Raw genomic sequence first — 18,299 nt, 5'->3', positions numbered from 1 at the left:
CCCTTCGCCCCGGCGCTCACGCCTGGGCGACGGCGAGCACGACGACCGGGATGTCGAGCACCGCGTGGCACAGCACGCAACCCCACAGCGTGCGCCGCCACAGCAGGAGGGCGTAGAGGACCGCAGCGCCGGGCAGACCCGTGACGAGCCACGTCGGGCCGAAGTGGACGACGTGCGGGAGGGCGAAGACGGCGAGACCGACCGCCGCCGCCAGGCGCGGGTCGACCCGCGCGCCGAGCCGCTCGACGACGTAGCCGCGCCACAGCACCTCCTCGGTGATCGCCACGGTGACGACGAGGGCCAGCGAGAGCCCGACGCCGAGCCGCACGAGCTCGCCCTCGGCGCTCGCGGCCTGATCTGCGGGCAGCAGGAGCGACGCGACCCACTGCCACGCGAGGGCGGCGCCGCCGAGGTAGCCCGCCCACGACAGGTCCTGCTCGATGGGGCGCACGAGGCGAAGGGAGGCGAGGTCGAGACGCTCGACACGCACGACGTAGAGCAGGAGGGCGGCGACCGCGAGCCAGTTCCACACGAGCACCCGCGAGGGGCCGGGCAGGGGGACCTCGAGACCGACGAGACGGGCGAGAGCCGGCAGGTAGGTGGGCAGGTAGGCCAGGAGCAGCCCGCCCACGAGCACGGGCAGGGAGACCACCGGGCGGGTGGCCCGGTCGGCACGGCTGGTGGTCACGTCGTCCCCCTTCGTCCTCGGCAGTCCACACTAGAGCAGATCAGTATATTTGCTCTAGTGTGGATCTCGTGACCTCCGACCGACCCACGCCTCGCACTGCCCGAGGCGCGCCCGGGGTGATGCGCGAGGCGATCCTGCGGGCCGGCCTGACGACGATCGGCGAGAGGGGCTACCGGCACGCGACGACACGCGAGATCTGCCGGCGGGCGGGGGTGTCGAGCGGCACCTTCTTCCACTACTTCCCGACGAAGGCCGACCTCCTGCTCGCCCTGCTCGACCGGGGCGAGGACCAGCCCGCCGCACCGGACCTGCGAGCGTTCCTCGACGAGGTCGTCGCCGAGGCCGCCGACCCGGTCGTGCGCGCCTTCGTGCGCGAGGTGTCGACCCTGGCGGACGTCCCCGGGCTGGCCGAGGTGCTCGAGGCGGAGGAGACCGGGCGCCGGGCACGGCTCGTCGCCGCGCTCGAGACCGAGCGGGCGGCCGGGCGGGCCGGCACCGCCGTCGCCCTCGAGGAGCAGGTGCGCCGCGTCGAGCTGCTCGTCGCGGGCTACGAGTCACTCGTCACGACGAGCGAGGTCGACGCGCGCGCGCTCGGTCGCACGCTGCACGAGATGGCCCGGCTGACCCTGGCTACGCTCGCGCCATGACCTCCGACGTGGCCAGCGACCTCGCACCGACCGGCGTCCTGCGCGCCTCGATCAACCTCGGCAACCCGGTGCTCGCGCAGGGCACGGCGACGGACCCGAGCGGGGTCACCGTCGACATCGCCCGCGAGATCGGCGCCCGTCTCGACCTGCCCGTCGAGCTGGTCTGCTTCGACGCCGCCCGCAAGTCCTTCGAGGCGCTGACGAGCGACGCTGCCGACATCTGCTTCATGGCCGTCGAGCCCGCCCGGGCGGACGAGGTCGCCTTCACCGCGCCCTACGTCGTCATCGAAGGGGTCTTCGCCGTCCCCGTCGACTCCCCGGTCACCACGCCCGCCGAGGTCGACCGCCCCGGGGTGCGCATCGGGGTCAAGAAGGGCTCCGCCTACGACCTCTACCTCACCCGCACGATCGAGCACGCGACGCTCGTCCGCGGCGAGGACGGCGTTCAGGCCTTCCTCGACGAGGGCCTCGACGTCGCCGCCGGCATCCGCCAGCCGATGACCGCCTTCGTCGAGGGTCACCCGCAGACGCGTCTCGTGCCTGAGCGCTTCATGCAGATCCAGCAGGCGGTCGGCACGACGAAGGCGCGTCGCCCCGAGACCGTCGCCTGGCTGAGCGGGGTCGTCGAGGAGCTCAAGGCCGGCGGCTTCGTCGCAGAGGCGCTCGAGCGGTCCGGGCGCGGGGACGTCACCGTCGCCCCGCCCGCCTGACGCATCACGCTGAGCCGACGCCACGGCGGGTCTAGGTTCGCGGGCATGGACATGCTCAGGGGCGAGCAGATCGCCGAGGCCGCACTCACCGACTGGCGCAAGCTCGCCCAGGGCCTGCACGCCCGCTACGTCGTGCCGGACTTCGCGGCCGCCGTGCGGCTCGTCGCCGCCATCGGCGAGTCGGGCGATGCGATTGGGCACCACCCCCGGGTGCAGATCGGCGACGGGCACGTCGACCTCGAGCTCGTGACGCCCGACGCGGTCTACCGCGACGAGGACGACGGCAGCGAGCTCGTCGTCGAGTGGGTGACCCAGCAGGACGTCGACCTCGCCCGAGTGATCGAGCGCCTGGCCGCCGAGCAAGACCTGCACGCCGACCCCGCCGCGGTGAGCGAGGTCGAGCTCGGTCTCGACGTCGTCGCCTCAGGCACCGTCGCCCCGGTGTGGGCCGCCCTGCTCACCGGCGACCCCGGTGCGCAGGGCCGCGGCACCCCGGGCGACGAGATCCGCGACGCGACCGTGCGGGTGCCCAACCTGTGGTTCGGCGACCTCGACGAAGGGGGAACCCCCGCGCAGCGCGTCCACGTCGAGGTCTATGTCGCCCCCGAGGTGGTGCAGGCCCGGGTCGACGCCGCGGTGGCCGCCGGGGGCACGGTCGTCGACGACAGCCAGTCGCCCGGCCTGACCGTCGTCGCCGACCAGGAGGGCAACCGCGGGGTCGTCCTCGCCGACACCTCCGCGGCCGCGCAGGACTGATCGCCGTGGTCGACACGTCGAGGTGCACGGTCGTCCCGCTGAGCACGCAGACCTGGCCCGCCTTCGACGCGATGGTGCAGCGGCACAACGGCATCTTCGGGGGCTGCTGGTGCATCTGGTTCCACCCCGACGGGCCCGATCGCGGCCAGGGCGCCGAGACCAACCGGGCCCTGAAGAAGGCCTACGTCGAGCGGGGCGAGGCGCACGCCGCCCTCGTCATGGACGGCGACGAGGCCATCGCATGGGCCGAGTACGGCACGCCGGCCGAGCTGCCCACCCTGCACCACCTGAAGCAGTACGACGCGACGAAGACGGCCGACCCCGACTACCGGATCACATGCGTCTTCGTCGACAAGCGGTACCGACGGCAGGGCGTGACCGAGCTCGCGATCACCGGCGCGCTCGACCTCATCGCCAAGGCCGGCGGTGGGGTGGTCGAGAGCTATCCCCACGACCTCACCGAGCAGACGAAGACAATGTCGTCCTCCTTCCTCTACAACGGCACGCGCCGGCTCTACGAGCGGCTCGGCTTCACCTACGACCGTCCGAAGGGGCTCAGGAACTGCGTCATGGTGAGGACGGTCGACCCAGCCTGACTCGTCTCAGGAGGCCATGACCTCGACGACGCGCTCGGCGAAGGGGTCGGCTCCGGCGTGGTCGTCCGCCGTCACCGTGACGACCGCGTCACCGCGGAAGATGAGCATCTGCCCGTAGGCGCCGTGGAGTCGCCAGGCGTCCCCGGGGCCGCCCCACCCGGCGAGCGAGTAGCGCGAGTACGCCGGCGAGGCGTCGCGCTCGACCCAGTCAGAGCGCATCGCCCGCGGCCACCGCGGCGCGACGAGCCCGCGACCCTGCCACCGCCCGTCGTCGCGGATCAGCCGGCTGATACGGGCGAGCTCGTCGACGGTGAGCAGCAGGCCATCGGCCGCAGCGATCGCCCCCTTCGGGCAGCGCACCCACACCGGGTCCTCGATGCCGAGCGGCTCGAAGAGCCGTGGGGTCAGCCAGGCCTGCACGTCGCCGACGGCCCCGGCGAGCGCACGCATCGCCGTGTACGTGCTCGCCGTGGAGTACTGGAAGACCCGGCCCGCTGACGGGCGTGACAGGTACTCGTGGGCGAGATCGGGCCAGTCGGTCATCCACGTCGGGGTCCACGGCAGGTCGATCCCGCTCGTCATGCTCAGCAGGTGGCGGGTCGTGACCTCGTCGGCCCCCGCGCCGAGCTCGTCGTCGCCGAGCTCGGGGAGGTAGCGGCGCACCGGGGCGTCGACCTCGAAGACCCCCTCGTCGTCGGCCATCCCCGCGGCGAGGACGCACACCCCCTTCGCGACGGAGTGGATGTCGCGGCGCACGTCCGGTGACCAGTGGTGCACCGCCGAGTCGTCGCCGACGAGCACGTGCACGGCGTGCGCCCCGAAGCCCTCCTCGCGGACCGCGCGGACGAGCTCGTCGAGGACCTGCTGCGCGCCAGACACGCGAGCAGTATGTCGAGGCGCCGGGTCGACCTCTCGGGCGCCCCGGGTGTCGAGATGCAGCGAAGGTTGCACACGATGCTCGGCATACTTTGCCCAGATTTGGCCACACATGCCGTCCGTGCAAAGTGTGATCCCCATTAAGGGCTCATCCCAATCGGTGGTGTAGGAGTTGGGGTCTGAAGCCGCCGGTCTCGAGCAGGCTCCGGGCGATGTAGTTGGTCAGGTTGCGGAACCCGAGTGCGGAGCCACGCAGGTATTCGAGCCGTCCGTTGAGCGCCTCGGTCGGCCCGTTGCTGGTGCCGGGTCGTTCGAAGTAGGCGAGCACATCAGCGGCTCGCTTCTTCAGGGTCCGGCCCAGGGTAGTGAGCTCGGTGATCAGCTTCTCCATGAGCTCGCGCCCACATTGCCGGTCCTCGTGGCGATAGGCGGCGATCATGCGCTGGTAGACACCCCAGGTCGCCTCGACCTCGACGTGAGCGTCATCAACGAACAGCGCGCGTAGCCTGTCGCGCTGCTTGTCGGTGAGCAGGTCCGCGCCGGTGTGCAGCGTGCGCCGCGACTTGTAGAGCGGGTCGTCCCTGAACCCACGGTGCCCGTGGATCGCGAGTTGGACCCGGCGCCGGCACCTGTCGAGGGCGTCACCGGCCAGGCGCACGACGTGGAAGGGATCCATCACCGTGACCGCGTCCGAGATCTCCTCTGCAGCGGCGGTCTTGAACCCGGTGAAGCCGTCCATCGCGACCACCTCGACCCCGTCACGGAAGGCGTCGTCGCGGTCGGCGAGCCAAGTCTTGAACGCCGCCTTCGACCGGCCCTCGACCATGTCCAGCAGCCTTGCTGGGCCGGCGCCATCGCGGACCGGGGTGAGGTCGATGATCACGGTGACGTACTTGTCGCCACGCCTGGTGTGGCGCCAGACATGCTCATCGACGCCAATGACCATCACGCCCTCAAACCGCGTGGGGTCGTTGATCAGCAGCCGCTTTGCCTTCAGCCAGAACCGCGTTGTTGGCGGTGTCCCACGCGACCCCGAGTCCCTCGGCGACACGGGCGACGGTGAGGTGTGCGACCACGATCCCTTCCAGCGCCCACCGCAGCCCGGTGCGCGAGAGCTTCGCACGTGGCTCCGCCGCGGCGCTGGTGTCTTGGCGCCACACGTGTCCGCAGTCGGCACAGCGGTAGCGGCGCACTGCAACTTCCAGCACGGTCGGTCGCCAGCCCAGCGGCTCGTGGGCCAACCGCCGGATCACGGTGTCACGAGCAGCGCCTTCGCTGCCGCACCGTCGGCACCACTGATCTGGTTCCACCACGTGGCACGCGAGGACCGCACGATCCGGTTCAAGTCGTTGTCCGGTCACGCTCAGACCGAGGCCGTCGAGTCGAGCGAAGGCAGTCAGGTCAGGGCGGCCGAAGCCGGCCGGCGGGGTAGCGTCGGACACGTCGAGGTCTTTCGGATGGATGGCGTAGGAACCTCCATCGTCGGGAGACCTCGACGTCTATCTGCGGACCGACGCGCCCGGCCGACCTACACCGTCATCTGAGAAGACCCCTGAAACGTCTTCGACGACGACGGGACCGGCGAGGAGGAGGGCGCGGTGAGCTAAAGGAATGGAGCTTGCTCGGCTTCGACGCCGCCGCAAGCTCCGGTGAAACGGTCGGTACTGGTCGGTCGTCGTCGGTCACCACCGGATGGCGGCGTCCCCCACGCTCGGCGTTTGCGCAGGTCAGCGGCTCGTTCGCCCAGTGGGCGCATCAAGCGATAGACGCAAAGCCGACGTGATGAGGTCGTCGGTTCGATTCCGACAGGCGGCTCCGGCGAACAGCCCCTGACCTGCGGAAATGCAGGTCAGGGGCTGTTCGGTTCTGGTGGTCGCGCGATGCGCTGGCCTCACGGCTCTGCCCGACACCGACGTCGCTCTCCTCTGCGACGGACCCCTCGCCGGCTCCTCTGCGACGGACCCCTCGCCGGCTGAGCGCTCGCGGCCGGCATCCTGTCCGTGTGCCGATAGGCCTCGCACCGCTCGGCAACGCAGCATGGCGTTGCGTCGCGACCTGGCGACGGCTCGGCGGGGCGCGATCGTCTCGTGCGTTGGCGGACTACGGGAGCTTGGACGCGAGGACGTCGGCCGCCAGGATCTCGGGTGCTGCGCCGAGGAGGTGCTGGTTGGCCATCAGGGCTGCGACGATGTCGCCGTTGGCGTGGGCGTCGCGAGCGGCCTCGTCGGGGAATGCATCGAAGATCCAGAAGGTGTCGGCGTCGGTCCTGACCGCGAACCAGACAATCGTTCCTACTTCTTCGTTGGCGAGTGCGACAGCGCCAGCGAGCAGATCGGCGAGCGCGTCGTGCTGTCCATCGGCCGCGACGATCTTGGCGACGAAGGCATACGGAAGTGATGCGGGTGTGGACATGAGGGACTCTCCTTGAAATCGGGGTTCTTCGTGGGACGAGTTCAGCGTATGACGAGCGAGGGCCGGTGGGGAGTGGCGTATACGGCAGTATTGCTATTGTTTACGTCATGCGTATCGGACTGATCGCGATCGACGGCTGCTTCGGTTCGGCTATCGCGTCGATCATCGACATCGTGCGGGTGGCCGACGGAGCCCGCGGCGATGTCGACCCGCGGATCGACCCGATCGAACTCGCCATCCTCGGACCGAAACGGCGAGTGACCACGACGGCATCGATGACCCTGTCGGTGGACCACCCGCTGTCGGAGTCCGGAGAGTTCGACGTGGTCGTCGTCCCTGCGCTTGGAACCCTTACGGCCGCCGCTACTAACGACGCCCTCCAGAGCCGAGATGCTCGTTCGGTCATCGCCTCGCTCGGGCGCCTCGACGAGGCGACCACCCGGATCGCCGCGGCGTGCACCGGCGTGTTCGCTGTCGCCGAGACCGGACGGATGCATCATCGGCGGGCGACGACCAGCTGGTTCCTGGGGCCGGAGTTCCTGAAGCGCTATCCGACCGTCGCCCTCGATCTCGACACCATGGTCGTGGCCGACGGGAACCTCGTCACCGCCGGCGCCGCGTTCGCCCACATCGACCTCGCCCTCTCACTCGTGCGATCGATCAGCCCCGACCTGGCCCAACATGTCGCCAAGCTCCTCATCATCGACGAGCGCCCGTCGCAGGCGGCCTTCGTCGCCTACGAACATCTCCGGCACGAGGACCCGATCGTCGTCGAGTTCGAACGCTTCGTGCGCGCCCGCCTGGACGAACCGTTCAACGTCGCCTTCGTCGCGCAGTCACTTGGCACCAGCCGGCGCACCCTCGAACGACGAGTCCGTGCGGCGCTCAACCTCACTCCGCTCGGCTTCGTCCAACGGCTTCGCATCGAACGAGCTCGGCACCTCTCAGCAACCACGGACCTCACCTCCGCCGAGATCGCGCTACGAGTCGGCTACGCGAACGCCGAGACTCTGCGCTCCCTCCTGCGTAGGGAGCGACGCCGTTCCTGACCTATCGCCATGCCTGTAGCCGGTGTGCTAGTGCTCGACTGGAACCACCTCTCAGCACGTCGCGTCGACGCTCCTGCGTCGCCCCTGGACGACCCACTCGACACGCCCGCCGCACAGGCCATGTGACGTGTCCCGGCTTCCCGGACGGTCGGGGTTGGGTGGCTGTGATGTCGCTGCGTTCTCGTCGAGAGGATCAGCAGACCCGATCAGAGTCGATTGGGATAAGACGCGAAGGCGGTCAGGTCAGGGCGGCCGAAGCCGGCCGGCGGGGTAGCGTCGGTCACGTCGAGGTCTTTCGGATGGATGGCGTAGGAACCTCCATCGTCGGGAGATCTCGACGTCTATCTGCGGACCGACGCGCCCGGCCGACCTACACCCTCATCTGGGAAGAGCCCCGAAACCCCAGTTGAACGCCATTTCGATGAGGGTCGGCCGAGCGACGAATCTCAAGCCGTGAACGCGACAGACCGCCAAGTCGACGACGACCCAGCCTCACCCAGCGGTGACTAACAGCCGCCCAACTACGGCCAGCCAAGCGCTCCCCCCACTCGAGCTTCAGTACCGCAAGCAGACCGAGGGAGACGCGATCGGCAGTAGCCCCTGCCCGCGCGGCGTCCGAGCACCAGAAGTCTGGCGTCCTAGTGCCCTCGGATCCTCGTATCTTAGATAGAAGTCGACTTGCTCTAATTTAGGGCGCTTCTCGACACCGGGCTAGAAGCCCGAGTCCTTCTCGAGGTTGGAGAAGCGGGCGTAGTGGCCCTGGAAGCCCAGGACGATGTCGGCGGTGGGGCCGTTGCGGTGCTTGGCGACGATGACGTCGGCCTCGCCCTCGCGCTCGGAGCTGGGGTCGCGGTCGCGGTGCAGGAGGATGACGAGGTCGGCGTCCTGCTCGATCGAGCCGGACTCACGCAGGTCGCTCATCGCGGGACGCTTGTCGGTGCGCTGCTCCGGACCACGGTTGAGCTGGCTGATCGCGATGACCGGGACCTCGAGCTCCTTGGCGAGCAGCTTGAGCGCTCGGGAGAACTCCGAGACCTCCTGCTGGCGCGACTCGACCTTCTTGCCGCTCGTCATCAGCTGGAGGTAGTCGATGACGATGAGCCGCAGGTTGTGCTGCTGCTTCATCCGGCGCGCCTTGGCCCGGATCTCCATGAGCGCGAGGTTGGGGCTGTCGTCGATGTAGAGCGGGCTGTCGCTGATCTTGCCCATGACGCGGCTGAGCTTGGCCCACTCCTCGTCGCGCAGCCGACCACGGCGCAGCGACTGCAGCTGGATCGCCGCCTCGGCCGAGAGGATGCGCATGGTGATCTCGGTGCGGCTCATCTCGAGCGAGAAGACGGCGGTGGCCATCTTGTGATGGATCGCGGCGGCCCGGGCGATGTCCATGCCCATCGTCGACTTGCCGACGGCCGGTCGGGCGGCGAGGACGATCATCTGGCCGGGGTGGAGGCCGTGGGTGAGCTCGTCGAGCTCGGTGAAGCCGGTCGGCACGCCGATGAGCTCGTCGGTGCGACCGGCCGCGACCTCGATCTCGGCCATCGTCTCGTTGAGCGTGTTCCACAGCGGCACGTAGTCCTCGCCACCGCGCTTCTCCGCGACGCCGTACACCTCGGCCTGAGCGGCGTTGACGATCTCCTCGACGTCGCCGCCGCCCTGGGCGTAGCCCATCTGCGCGATGCGGGTGCCCGCGTCGACGAGACGGCGCAGCACAGCCCGCTCGGCGACGATCTGGGCGTAGAAGCCGGCGTTCGCCGCCGTCGGCACCGACTGGATGAGGTCGTGGATGTAGGCCTGGCCGCCGACGCGCTGGAGGTCGCCGCGCTTGCTCAGCTCGTCGGCGACGGTGATCGCGTCGGCCGGCTCGCCGCGGCTGTAGAGGTCGATGATCGCGTCGTAGATCGACTCGTGCGCCGGCTTGTAGAAGTCGGGGCTGCGCACCGTCTCGATGACGTCGGCGATGGCGTCCTTGCTGAGCAGCATGCCGCCGATGACGGACTGCTCGGCGACGAGGTCCTGCGGCGGGGTGCGGTCGAGGAACCCAGCAGCGCGCTGGCCCCCGCCGGGCGCCCCGGAGGACAGCTCGGCGTCGGGCATCGAGGCGAACATCGACTCCAGGTCACTGCTCAACTGCGTCCTCCATCCATGATCTGCCCACTGTCGCACCGGCCGGGGACAACCCCCTAATGCGCCTGTGGACCGACCTGGGGACGGGCTGTGGAGGACACGCCACGACGTTGTGCACAGGCGGTGGACAACGCTGTGGAGGACGAGATCCGTCGACCCTCGACAAAGCCTGACATCCCCCGCAGGAGCGGGCCGCGCGTCACCCACACCATGTGCACAGCACAAAGTCAGGTGTCCGCGGCGACCATCCACACCCGCCGTGGACCGCACCGCCCGTCGAGGGGCTCAGCCGGTGGTCGCGTACCGCGTGCGAGCCCGCTCCCGGGCCTTGGCCGCCTCGACCTCGCGGTCCTTCGGGGCCGCGCTCGTCGTGAGGTGGTCGAGCAGGTGCTGGGTGGCGACGGCCACCTCCTGCACGGCCTGGGCGAAGGCCTCCTCGTTGGCCCGCGACGGCTTGGTCGCGCCGCTGATCTTGCGCACGTACTGCAGCGCCGCGGCCCGCACCTCCTCGGACGTGGCCGGGGGCTCGAAGTTGTGCAGCTGTCGGATGTTTCGGCACATGCCCCCATCGTCCTCCGGGCGGCGGCACGCGGCCACCCCTTCGCCGTCACCCTCGACAGGTCGGACGCGGGGGCGAAGGGGGACTCCCCGCCGTGCCAGAGTGAGGCCATGCCTGAACTCGTGCTCGGCCCGCTCGTCCGCTGCGCCGAGGCGACCTCCGTCGCGGTCTGGGTCGAGACCGACGTGCACGCCCGCGTCACCGTCCGGGCCGGCGACGTCGAGGCGAGCGCCCCCACCTTCGCCGTCCACGGCCACCACTACGCCCTCGTCGTCGTCGACGGGCTGCCGGTCGGCGAGCCGACGCCCTACGAGCTCAGCCTCGACGACACCGTCGTGTGGCCGCTGGCCGACTCGCCCTACCCCGCCCCCGTCCTGCCGACGATCGACCCCGAGACGCCGCTGCGCATGGCCTTCGGCTCGTGCCGCACGAGCGTGCCGCACGACGAGGAGGGCAACTCCACCCACGGCATCGACGCGCTGCGCGCCTACGGGCTGCGGATGGCGGGGGTCGCCCGCTCCACCGACGACCCCGAGGAGGGCGAGATCCGCTGGCCGGACCTCGTGCTCTTCCTCGGCGACCAGGTCTACGCCGACGAGACCTCGCCGCAGATGCGCGAGTTCATCGCCTCCCGCCGCTCGCTCGAGGAGCCGCCGGGCACCGAGCTCAAGGACTACGAGGAGTACGCCCACCTCTACCGGCTCGCGTGGAGCGACCCGGCGACGCGGTGGCTGCTGTCGACCCTGCCGAGCGCGATGATCTTCGACGACCACGACGTGCGCGACGACTGGAACACCTCGTTGTCGTGGCTGCGCGACATGCAGGCGACGTCGTGGTGGCACGAGCGGATCGTCTCCGGGCTCACCTCGTACTGGGTCTACCAGCACCTCGGCAACCTCGGTCGCGAGGAGCGTGACGACGACCCGGTGTGGCAGCACGTCGTGCGGCACGACGGACCCGACGAGCTCGACCTCACGGCCGTCCTCGACGCCCTCTCCGAGCGCGTCCAGGGCGACCCGACGGCCTACCGCTACAGCTACTCGCGCACCTTCGGCACGCAGGCCCGCCTCGTCGTCGTCGACTCGCGCGCGGCGCGCGTCCTGCAGCCCGAGCGGCGCTCGATCGTCGACGACGGCGAGCTGGCCTGGCTCGACGAGCGGCTGCGGGGCGATGTCGACCACCTGCTCATCGGCACCTCGCTGCCCTTCTTCCTCGCCTCCGGGCTGCACCACCTCGAGGCCTTCAACGAGGCCCTGGCCTCGGGCCGGTGGGGCCGGCGGGCCGGCCGGGTCGGCGAGCGGCTGCGCCGGGCCGTCGACATGGAGCACTGGGCGGCCTTCCAGGAGGGCTTCCGCCGGGTGTCCGACATGGTCATCGAGGTCGCCGCGGGTCAGCGCGGCGAGGCGCCGGGCACGGTGACCTTCCTGTCCGGCGACGTCCACCACAGCTACGTCGCCGAGGCCTTCTCGACCCGTGCCCGGGAGCGCGAGGGTGCCCCCGCCCTGCGCAGCCGCCTCCTGCAGGCCGTCTGCTCGCCGATCCGCAACCCCCTCCCGCGCGGCGTCCGGGTCGGCACCGCCTTCCTCTCCCGACGGGTGGCCGCACCCATCGGCCGGGCCGCGTCGCTGGCGATCGGGGTGCCTCCGGCACCACTGCGCTGGGGCTACGTCGAGGGTCCGTGGTTCGACAACAACCTCGCCACGCTCGAGGTGGAGGGACGCGGGCTGCGCATGTGGTGGGCCCGAGGCGAGGTCGTCGACGGCCACCACGACCTGCCCTCGCTCGTCGAGGTCGCCGACATCACCGTGGACCCGCCCGCGACCGCACCCTCTCAGCCTCTCCCCGAGGTGGCCGCGACCTGATCCGGCGGCGGGCTCGCCGCCGACCGGTCGGACCGGCTTCGGGTCAGGTCAGCGCTGCCGGACGTAGGAGAGCAGCTGGTACATCGCGAGGAGCAGCACGGCGCTGATCGCGACGGCACCGGCCCCGGCCGCCATCCCCGTGGCCATGGCGTCGACCATCGTCTCGCCGCGCCCGACGAGGGTGACGATCGAGACGACGAGCGCCACCGCCCCGGCGAGGACGCTGCTGATGATGACCTGGCTGTACGGCGTCTCGTGCGTCGCCGCCCGTGACCTGCCCATCTCGACCGCTCCCTCGCGTCTGCGCCCGGCCCGTCCGGACCGGTCTCGAGCGACGCTACCGGCGCCCGCCTCCTCCCGCCTGCTGGGAGAGGGGGTCGCTCGACCGCGTCGTGCCGCGACCCTAGGACCGCCCGGCCGGGTCCACCATGGGGAGCGCTCCCCGGGCGTGCGACGCGGGTGGTGGCGAAGGGGGAGCCGTCGGCCCGGCCCTTCGCGAGCGGGGGTCAGCGCGGTCCGAGCCGCCCGGGCACGTTGTGCCGGGTGACGACCTGGACCCCGGCGGGCACGGAGGTCGGCGCGCCGGGCTCGAGGCCGTGGTGGCGCAGCAGCTGGCGCAGCGCCGCGCGGGCGTCGGCCCGCAGGTCGTGGTGGAGCACGAGGTCGATCGCGCCGGTGCGCAGCAGCTCGAGGTTGTCCTCGTCGAGGTCGTGCGCGACGAAGGTGGCCGGACGCTCCCCGGCTGCGGCGAGGGCAGCCAGGATCGCCCGGTTCCCGCCACCGGCGGAGTACACCGCGCGGACCGGGGCCTGCAGACCGCGCAGCGCCGTCGTCACGGCCTCACGTGTCGGGCGGTCGAGCCCGTCGGCCTCGGCCGGGGTGACGACCTCGAGACCGGGCGCGTCCTCGCGCAGGCCTGCGACGAAGGCCCGCAGCCGCTCGCCCTCGCCGGTGAAGGCCGAGCGGCTCACCGAGGCGAGGACGACCCCCGTCGTCGGTCTCGTCCCGAGGGCGACGAGGTGGGCGGCCGTGCGGCCTGCCGCCCGGTTGTCGAGCCCGACGTAGGCGACCCGGGACGACTCCACGTCCGTGACGAGGGTGACGGTCGGGATGCCCCGCGCGGCGAGGTCGTCGACGGCCCGGCCGACCGCCGGGTCCGACGGCGCCTTGAGGACGACGCCGTCGCTGGTACGCCCGCGCCGGCCGACCCGGTCGAGGGCCGCGAGGAGGTCGACGACGTCGCCGCTCTCGCGCAGGTCGAAGCGGGCCCGGACCGCGGTGGGCCCGACGGCCCCCAGCTGGCTCTCCACGGCCGTCCGCACGGCGTCGCTGAAGCGCGCGGGCGCCTGCATGACGACGTCGACAACGAGCGAGCGCGCCCCGAGGCGCACGGAGCGCGCCTGCCGGTCGAGCTCGGCGACCGCCTGCTCGACGGCGCGCACCGCCCGCGGGCTGGCTCCGGGGCGGCCGTGCAGGACACGGTCGACCGTCGCCGAGGACAGCCCGCTCTGCTCGGCGATGTCGCTCACCCGGTGCGCACGCACATGCCCACCGTAGGCGGGCCTGAGGTCTTTCTGAGGTGATGAGGGCCTGGTGACGTCCTGCCGGTCGCGGCAGCGTGGGAGCCATGACCACCACGACGACCACCGGGTCCGCCACCCCCCACCTGCGCACCGAGGACTGCCGCGTGGCCGACCTCGTCGGGCTGCTCGAGCGCGAGCGCACCGACGTCGGCGCGTACCCGCACGCCGAGCGCGTCGAGCAGGGGGTCCTCGTCTACGCGGCGAGCACCGTCCTCGACGCCGACGCGGGCCGCCGCGAAGAGCGTCTGGCGCTCGAGGCCGAGCTCGCGCACGCCTGGCTGCACGGGCCGGGCATCGTCGTCGTCGAGGGCGCTCTCGACGCCGAGGTCGTCGACCGGGTCACCGTGCGCTTCGAGGAGCTCATCACCCAGCAGCGCGCCGAGGGACGGACGGCCGGTGACCACTTCGCCGCGCCGGGGGCCAACGACCGGGTGTGGGGGGCACTGGAGAAGCTCGCCGTCGCGGACCCGCACGCCTTCGTCGACTACTACTCCTCGCCCGTGATCGCCCTCGCCGCCCGGGCCTGGCTCGGCCCGGGCTACCAGGTGACGAGCCAGGTCAACGTCGTCGGTCCGGGCGGGGCGGGCCAGACCGTGCACCGCGACTACCACCTCGGCTTCACCTCGCCGGAGGTCTCGGCCGCCTACCCGGCGCACGTGCACGCGCTCTCGCCACAGCTCACCCTCCAGGGCGCGGTCGCCCACGGCGACATGCCCGTCGAGTCCGGCCCGACGCTCTACCTGCCGCACTCGCAGAAGTACCCGCACGGCTTCCTCGCCTACTGGCTGCCCGACTTCCAGGAGCACTTCGCCGCGCACCACGTGCAGCTGCCCCTTCGCCTGGGCGACGCCGTCTTCTTCAACCCCGCCCTCTTCCACGCCGCGGGGAGCAACAGCACCCGGAGCACCCGGCGGATGGCGAACCTGCTGCAGATCTCGTCGGCCTTCGGCCGGGCGATGGAGTCCACCGACCGCCGACGGGTCGTCGAGGCGGTCTACCCGGCCCTCCTCGAGGCGGGCGCGGGTGGTCACGACGAGCGGCTGCTCCACCACGCGGTCGCGGCGAGCGCCGAGGGCTACGCCTTCCCGACCAACCTCGACCGCGACCCGCCCGTCGACGGCATGTCACCGGCCACCCAGGCTGAGGTCGTGCGTGCCGCTCTCGCCGAGCGCGCCGCACCGGCCGTGCTCGGCCGTCGCCTGGCCGAGCACGAGGAGCGCCGCCGCACGTCGTGAGGCGCGGCTCCCCCTTCGTCGCGGATGGGCGAAGGGGGACCGAGATCCCCTTCCGTCGTCCGCCGCCCTCGGCTACAGTCCCCTTTGTCCTGACATACGGACATCCTCGACGACGAGAGGTCACCACGCATGGAGGCGTTGCTCACCGACCGGGTCGTCCTCGTCGTCGGCGGCACCGCCGGTCTCGGCGCGGGCATCGCCCGAGCCGCTCTGCGCGAGGGCGCCAGCGTCGTGGTCACCGGGCGGCACGCCCACCGGGCCGAGGCCCTCGTCGCAGAGCTCTCGGGCCTCGGGCCCGTCTCCTTCGTCGTGGCCGACCAGGCCGACGTCGCCCAGGCCCAGGACGCCGTGGCCCAGACCGTCGCCCGTCACGGACGGGTCGACTGCCTCGTCAACGCCGCCGGCCTGACCACGCGGGGCACCCTGCTCGACACGACGCCCGAGCTCTTCGACGACCACGTCGCCGTCAACCTGCGCGGGCCCTTCTTCACGATGCAGGCAGCCGTCGCCGACATGGTCGGTCGCGGGGCCCCCGGCAGCGTCGTCAACATCATCACCATGTCCTCCCACGGGGGGCAGCCCCACCTCGCCGCGTACAGCGCCACGAAGGCCGGTCTCGCCGGCCTGACGAAGAACGTCGCGCACGCCCACCGCTTCGACCGCGTCCGGGTCAACGGGCTCAACATCGGCTGGACCGAGACCGAGGGCGAGGACGCGACCCAGCGCCGCTTCCACGGTGCCGGCGACGACTGGGTCGCGCGGGCTGCCGCCTCCTCGCCCATGGGTCGCCTCGGCCAGGTCGACGAGATCGCCGACGCCGTCGTCTTCCTCCTGTCCGACCGGTCAGGAGTTGTCACGGGTTCCGTCATCGACTGGGACCAGACCGTCCTAGGAGCACACGACTGATGCGTATCGGACTCATCGGCCTCGGCCGGATCGGCGCCTTCCATGCCGACACCCTCGCCGCCCTCGACGGCGTCGACGAGCTCGTCGTCACCGACCCGGTGGGCGCCGCCGTCGACGCCGTCACCGGCCGGATCCCGAAGGCTCGCGCCGTCGACTCGCCCCAGGCCCTGCTCGACGCAGGTGTCGACGGCGTCGTCGTCGCCGCCGCGACGAACGTCCACGCCGAGCTGCTCGAGGCGGCGCTGGCACGCGGGGTCGCGACCTTCTGCGAGAAGCCGGTCGCCGGCACGATCGGCGAGGCCGTGCGCATGCAGGAGCTCGCCGCCCAGGCCGGCGCACCGGTGCAGATCGGCTACCCCCGCCGCTTCGACCCCGCCTTCGTCGCCGCCCGGGACGCCGTGCGGGACGGCTCGCTGGGCCGGGTGCACACAGTGCGCTCGACGACGCTCGACCCGGCGCCGCCCCCCGCTGCGTACCTCGCCGTCTCCGGCGGCATCTTCCGCGACTGCTCCGTCCACGACTTCGACGCTGTGCGCTGGGTGACCGGCCAGGAGGTCGTCTCCGTCTACGCGGTCGGGGTCACCGACCCCGACGCGCCCGCGGAGATGTACCGCGACCACGGCGACCACACGAGCGTCTCGACGCTGCTCACGATGAGCGACGGGGCGATCGGCGTCGTGTCGAACACCCGGACCAACGCCCGCGGCTATGACGTGCGTCTCGAGGTGCACGGCGTCTCCGACGCGGTCGCCGCCGGGCTCGACGACGGCCTTCCCCTTCGTCCGACGCAGCCGGGCGTCGCCTGGCCGGCCGGCCCCCCGCACACCTTCTTCATGGACCGTCTCGCCGAGGCCTTCCGCGTCGAGCTCGCGACCTTCTGCCGGGTGGCAGCGGGCGAGATCCCCTCGCCGTGCACCGTCGACGACGCGATGGGCACCGCCTGGGCCGCCGAGGCCGCGACGCTCTCCGCGATCGAGGGTCGTCCGGTCACCATCGCCGAGGTGCAGGACCGGGCGCTCGTCTGAGCCGTGATGCGAGGTTTGCCTCCGACCGGCGCGAGGCGTTGGATCGAGGCATGACCTCTCAGCTCCGCGTCGTCGTCGTCGGCGCCGGCGAGTGCGGTGCCCGCGTCGCCCACGACCTCGCGACGAGCGGCCTCGACGCCCGGGTGGTCCTCGTCGGACGCGAGGCGCGCCCGCCCTACGAGCGACCCCCGCTGTCGAAGTCCGTCCTCGTCGACGACGACCCACGACCGGTCGAGCCGTACCGCGACGGGCGGCTCGACGTCGAGGGGCTCGAGGTCGTCGCCGGACGCGCGGCGACCTCGCTCGACCTCGAAGGACGCACGGTCGAGCTCGACGACGGCACGCGCCTGGGCTTCGACCGGCTCGTGCTCGCGACGGGGTCGCAGCCGCGCCGCCTGCCCGGGCTGCCGACTGCCGCGCTTACGCTGCGGACCTTCGATGACGCGCTCGTGCTGCGCGACGCCCTACGGCCGGGGACCCACCTGCTCGTCGTCGGCGCGGGGCTCGTCGGGCTGGAGGTGGCCGCGAGCGCTCGCACGCGCGGCGCCCAGGTCACGGTCGTCGAGGCTGCAGCGCGTGCCCTCGGGCGCGCGGTCCCCGAGCCCGTCGCCCGGGTCCTCGTCGAGCGTCACCAGGCCGAAGGAGTGGACCTGCACCTCGGCACGACCGTCGCGTCCGCGACCGCCGGGGACGGCGGGTGGCACGTCGAGCTCTCCGACGGCAGCGTCGTCACCCCGGACGTCGTGCTCCAGGCCGTGGGCTCCGTGCCGGAGACCGGGCTCGCCCGAGCAGCCGGCCTCGAGGTCGACGACGGCGTCGTCGTCGACGCGAGGATGCGCACGAGCGCGCCGGACGTCTGGGCAGCGGGTGACTGCTGCGCCGGACCGGTCGCGGCGCTCGGGCGGCGGCAGCGGCTCGAGTCCTGGCGGATGGCGCACGACCAGGCCGCCGTCGTGGCGGCGTCGGTGCGCGGCGAGGACGCCTCGATCACGGCCGTCCCGTGGTTCTGGTCGGACCAGTACGACCTCAGCCTGCAGGTCTCGGGCATGGCGGCGGCGGCCACGCGGTGGGTCGAGCGCCCTCGGCCCGACGGCACCGTCGTGCACCTCGGGCTCGACGACGACGGAGCGCTCGTGTGCGCTGCCGGTGCCGGGCGGGCCGCCGTCGCCAAGGACGTGCGGATGGCCGAGCGGCTCGTCGCCGCGGGCGCCCGCCCCGACCCCGACCAGCTCGTCGACCCCGCCGTGCCGCTCCGGAGCCTGATCGGCTGA

At 71.9% G+C, this 18,299-nt stretch carries 17 protein-coding genes and 1 pseudogene; 10 read left to right on the top strand and 8 right to left on the bottom strand.

Features of this window, described 5'->3' with window-relative positions; all coding sequences use genetic code 11:
• Positions 1-16 precede the first annotated feature (16 nt).
• Complete coding sequence (locus ABIB53_RS11465; protein WP_354588240.1) at positions 17-688, bottom strand: CPBP family intramembrane glutamic endopeptidase; 672 nt, start codon at positions 686-688, stop codon at positions 17-19.
• Positions 689-756: 68 nt separating this feature from the next.
• Here ABIB53_RS11465 and ABIB53_RS11460 point away from each other — a divergent pair, with 68 nt between their 5' ends.
• Genes ABIB53_RS11460 through ABIB53_RS11445 form a run of 4 tightly spaced genes read left to right on the top strand, consistent with a single transcriptional unit; the run spans position 757 to position 3,397 of the window.
• Complete coding sequence (locus ABIB53_RS11460; protein ID WP_354588239.1) at positions 757-1,335, top strand: TetR/AcrR family transcriptional regulator; 579 nt, start codon at positions 757-759, stop codon at positions 1,333-1,335.
• The gene (locus tag ABIB53_RS11455; protein ID WP_354588238.1) at positions 1,332-2,045 is read left to right on the top strand and encodes a transporter substrate-binding domain-containing protein; all 714 of its coding nucleotides are present in this window, start codon (positions 1,332-1,334) and stop codon (positions 2,043-2,045) included. Before ABIB53_RS11460 ends, ABIB53_RS11455 begins: the two co-directional genes overlap by 4 nt.
• Positions 2,046-2,090: 45 nt before the next feature.
• A complete protein-coding gene (locus ABIB53_RS11450) occupies positions 2,091-2,801 on the top strand; it encodes a 4a-hydroxytetrahydrobiopterin dehydratase (RefSeq protein WP_354588237.1) in 711 nt (236 codons plus the stop codon).
• Positions 2,802-2,806: 5 nt separating this feature from the next.
• Complete coding sequence (locus tag ABIB53_RS11445; RefSeq protein ID WP_354588236.1) at positions 2,807-3,397, top strand: GNAT family N-acetyltransferase; 591 nt, start codon at positions 2,807-2,809, stop codon at positions 3,395-3,397.
• A gap of 6 nt (positions 3,398-3,403) precedes the next feature.
• On the opposite strand, the gene ABIB53_RS11440 is transcribed toward ABIB53_RS11445, so the two are convergent.
• From ABIB53_RS11440 to ABIB53_RS11430, 3 genes and pseudogenes are all read right to left on the bottom strand, one after another.
• Positions 3,404-4,276, bottom strand: a complete 873-nt coding sequence (locus tag ABIB53_RS11440) for a serine hydrolase domain-containing protein (RefSeq protein ID WP_354588235.1) — start codon at positions 4,274-4,276, stop codon at positions 3,404-3,406.
• 145 nt (positions 4,277-4,421) lie between these two features.
• A pseudogene (locus tag ABIB53_RS11435) lies at positions 4,422-5,715 on the bottom strand (ISL3 family transposase).
• 658 nt (positions 5,716-6,373) lie between these two features.
• Entirely contained in the window at positions 6,374-6,685 is a 312-nt protein-coding gene (locus tag ABIB53_RS11430; protein WP_007929439.1) for a putative quinol monooxygenase, read from the bottom strand.
• A gap of 107 nt (positions 6,686-6,792) precedes the next feature.
• Here ABIB53_RS11430 and ABIB53_RS11425 point away from each other — a divergent pair, with 107 nt between their 5' ends.
• On the top strand, positions 6,793-7,734 hold the full coding sequence (locus tag ABIB53_RS11425) for a GlxA family transcriptional regulator (RefSeq protein WP_039994216.1): 942 nt from the start codon (positions 6,793-6,795) through the stop codon (positions 7,732-7,734).
• 711 nt (positions 7,735-8,445) lie between these two features.
• On the opposite strand, the gene dnaB is transcribed toward ABIB53_RS11425, so the two are convergent.
• Both dnaB and ABIB53_RS11415 read right to left on the bottom strand, forming a co-directional pair.
• On the bottom strand, positions 8,446-9,828 hold the full coding sequence (gene dnaB / locus ABIB53_RS11420; RefSeq protein ID WP_068272272.1) for a replicative DNA helicase: 1,383 nt from the start codon (positions 9,826-9,828) through the stop codon (positions 8,446-8,448).
• Between the two features lie 315 nt (positions 9,829-10,143).
• Positions 10,144-10,419, bottom strand: coding sequence for a DUF2277 domain-containing protein (locus ABIB53_RS11415; RefSeq protein ID WP_068270677.1), 276 nt, complete (start codon positions 10,417-10,419; stop codon positions 10,144-10,146).
• 108 nt (positions 10,420-10,527) lie between these two features.
• Between ABIB53_RS11415 and ABIB53_RS11410 the strand changes: the two genes are divergently transcribed.
• Positions 10,528-12,279 (top strand): alkaline phosphatase D family protein, encoded by a 1,752-nt coding sequence (locus ABIB53_RS11410; protein ID WP_354588234.1) that lies wholly within the window; start codon positions 10,528-10,530, stop codon positions 12,277-12,279.
• Between the two features lie 48 nt (positions 12,280-12,327).
• Here ABIB53_RS11410 and ABIB53_RS11405 read toward each other — a convergent pair whose 3' ends face one another.
• Both ABIB53_RS11405 and ABIB53_RS11400 read right to left on the bottom strand, forming a co-directional pair.
• The gene (locus ABIB53_RS11405; RefSeq protein WP_123093464.1) at positions 12,328-12,561 is read right to left on the bottom strand and encodes a hypothetical protein; all 234 of its coding nucleotides are present in this window, start codon (positions 12,559-12,561) and stop codon (positions 12,328-12,330) included.
• A gap of 224 nt (positions 12,562-12,785) precedes the next feature.
• Positions 12,786-13,823 (bottom strand): LacI family DNA-binding transcriptional regulator, encoded by a 1,038-nt coding sequence (locus tag ABIB53_RS11400; protein WP_354588233.1) that lies wholly within the window; start codon positions 13,821-13,823, stop codon positions 12,786-12,788.
• Between the two features lie 83 nt (positions 13,824-13,906).
• Between ABIB53_RS11400 and ABIB53_RS11395 the strand changes: the two genes are divergently transcribed.
• The 4 genes from ABIB53_RS11395 (at position 13,907) to ABIB53_RS11380 (ending at position 18,299) form a co-directional block, all read left to right on the top strand.
• The gene (locus ABIB53_RS11395; protein WP_354588232.1) at positions 13,907-15,097 is read left to right on the top strand and encodes a phytanoyl-CoA dioxygenase family protein; all 1,191 of its coding nucleotides are present in this window, start codon (positions 13,907-13,909) and stop codon (positions 15,095-15,097) included.
• 129 nt (positions 15,098-15,226) lie between these two features.
• Positions 15,227-16,003 (top strand): SDR family oxidoreductase, encoded by a 777-nt coding sequence (locus ABIB53_RS11390; RefSeq protein ID WP_354588231.1) that lies wholly within the window; start codon positions 15,227-15,229, stop codon positions 16,001-16,003.
• Positions 16,003-17,028, top strand: a complete 1,026-nt coding sequence (locus ABIB53_RS11385; RefSeq protein WP_354588230.1) for a Gfo/Idh/MocA family protein — start codon at positions 16,003-16,005, stop codon at positions 17,026-17,028. Before ABIB53_RS11390 ends, ABIB53_RS11385 begins: the two co-directional genes overlap by 1 nt.
• A 50-nt stretch (positions 17,029-17,078) precedes the next feature.
• Positions 17,079-18,299: an NAD(P)/FAD-dependent oxidoreductase gene (locus tag ABIB53_RS11380; RefSeq protein ID WP_354588229.1), complete on the top strand. Its 1,221-nt coding sequence runs from the start codon at positions 17,079-17,081 to the stop codon at positions 18,297-18,299.

This window comes from Janibacter sp. UYMM211 (genome assembly GCF_040547045.1).
Lineage (GTDB): Bacteria > Actinomycetota > Actinomycetes > Actinomycetales > Dermatophilaceae > Marihabitans > Marihabitans melonis.
The sequence above is the reverse complement of the archived record's forward strand: the minus strand, read 5'-3'. Positions and strand labels throughout refer to the sequence as shown.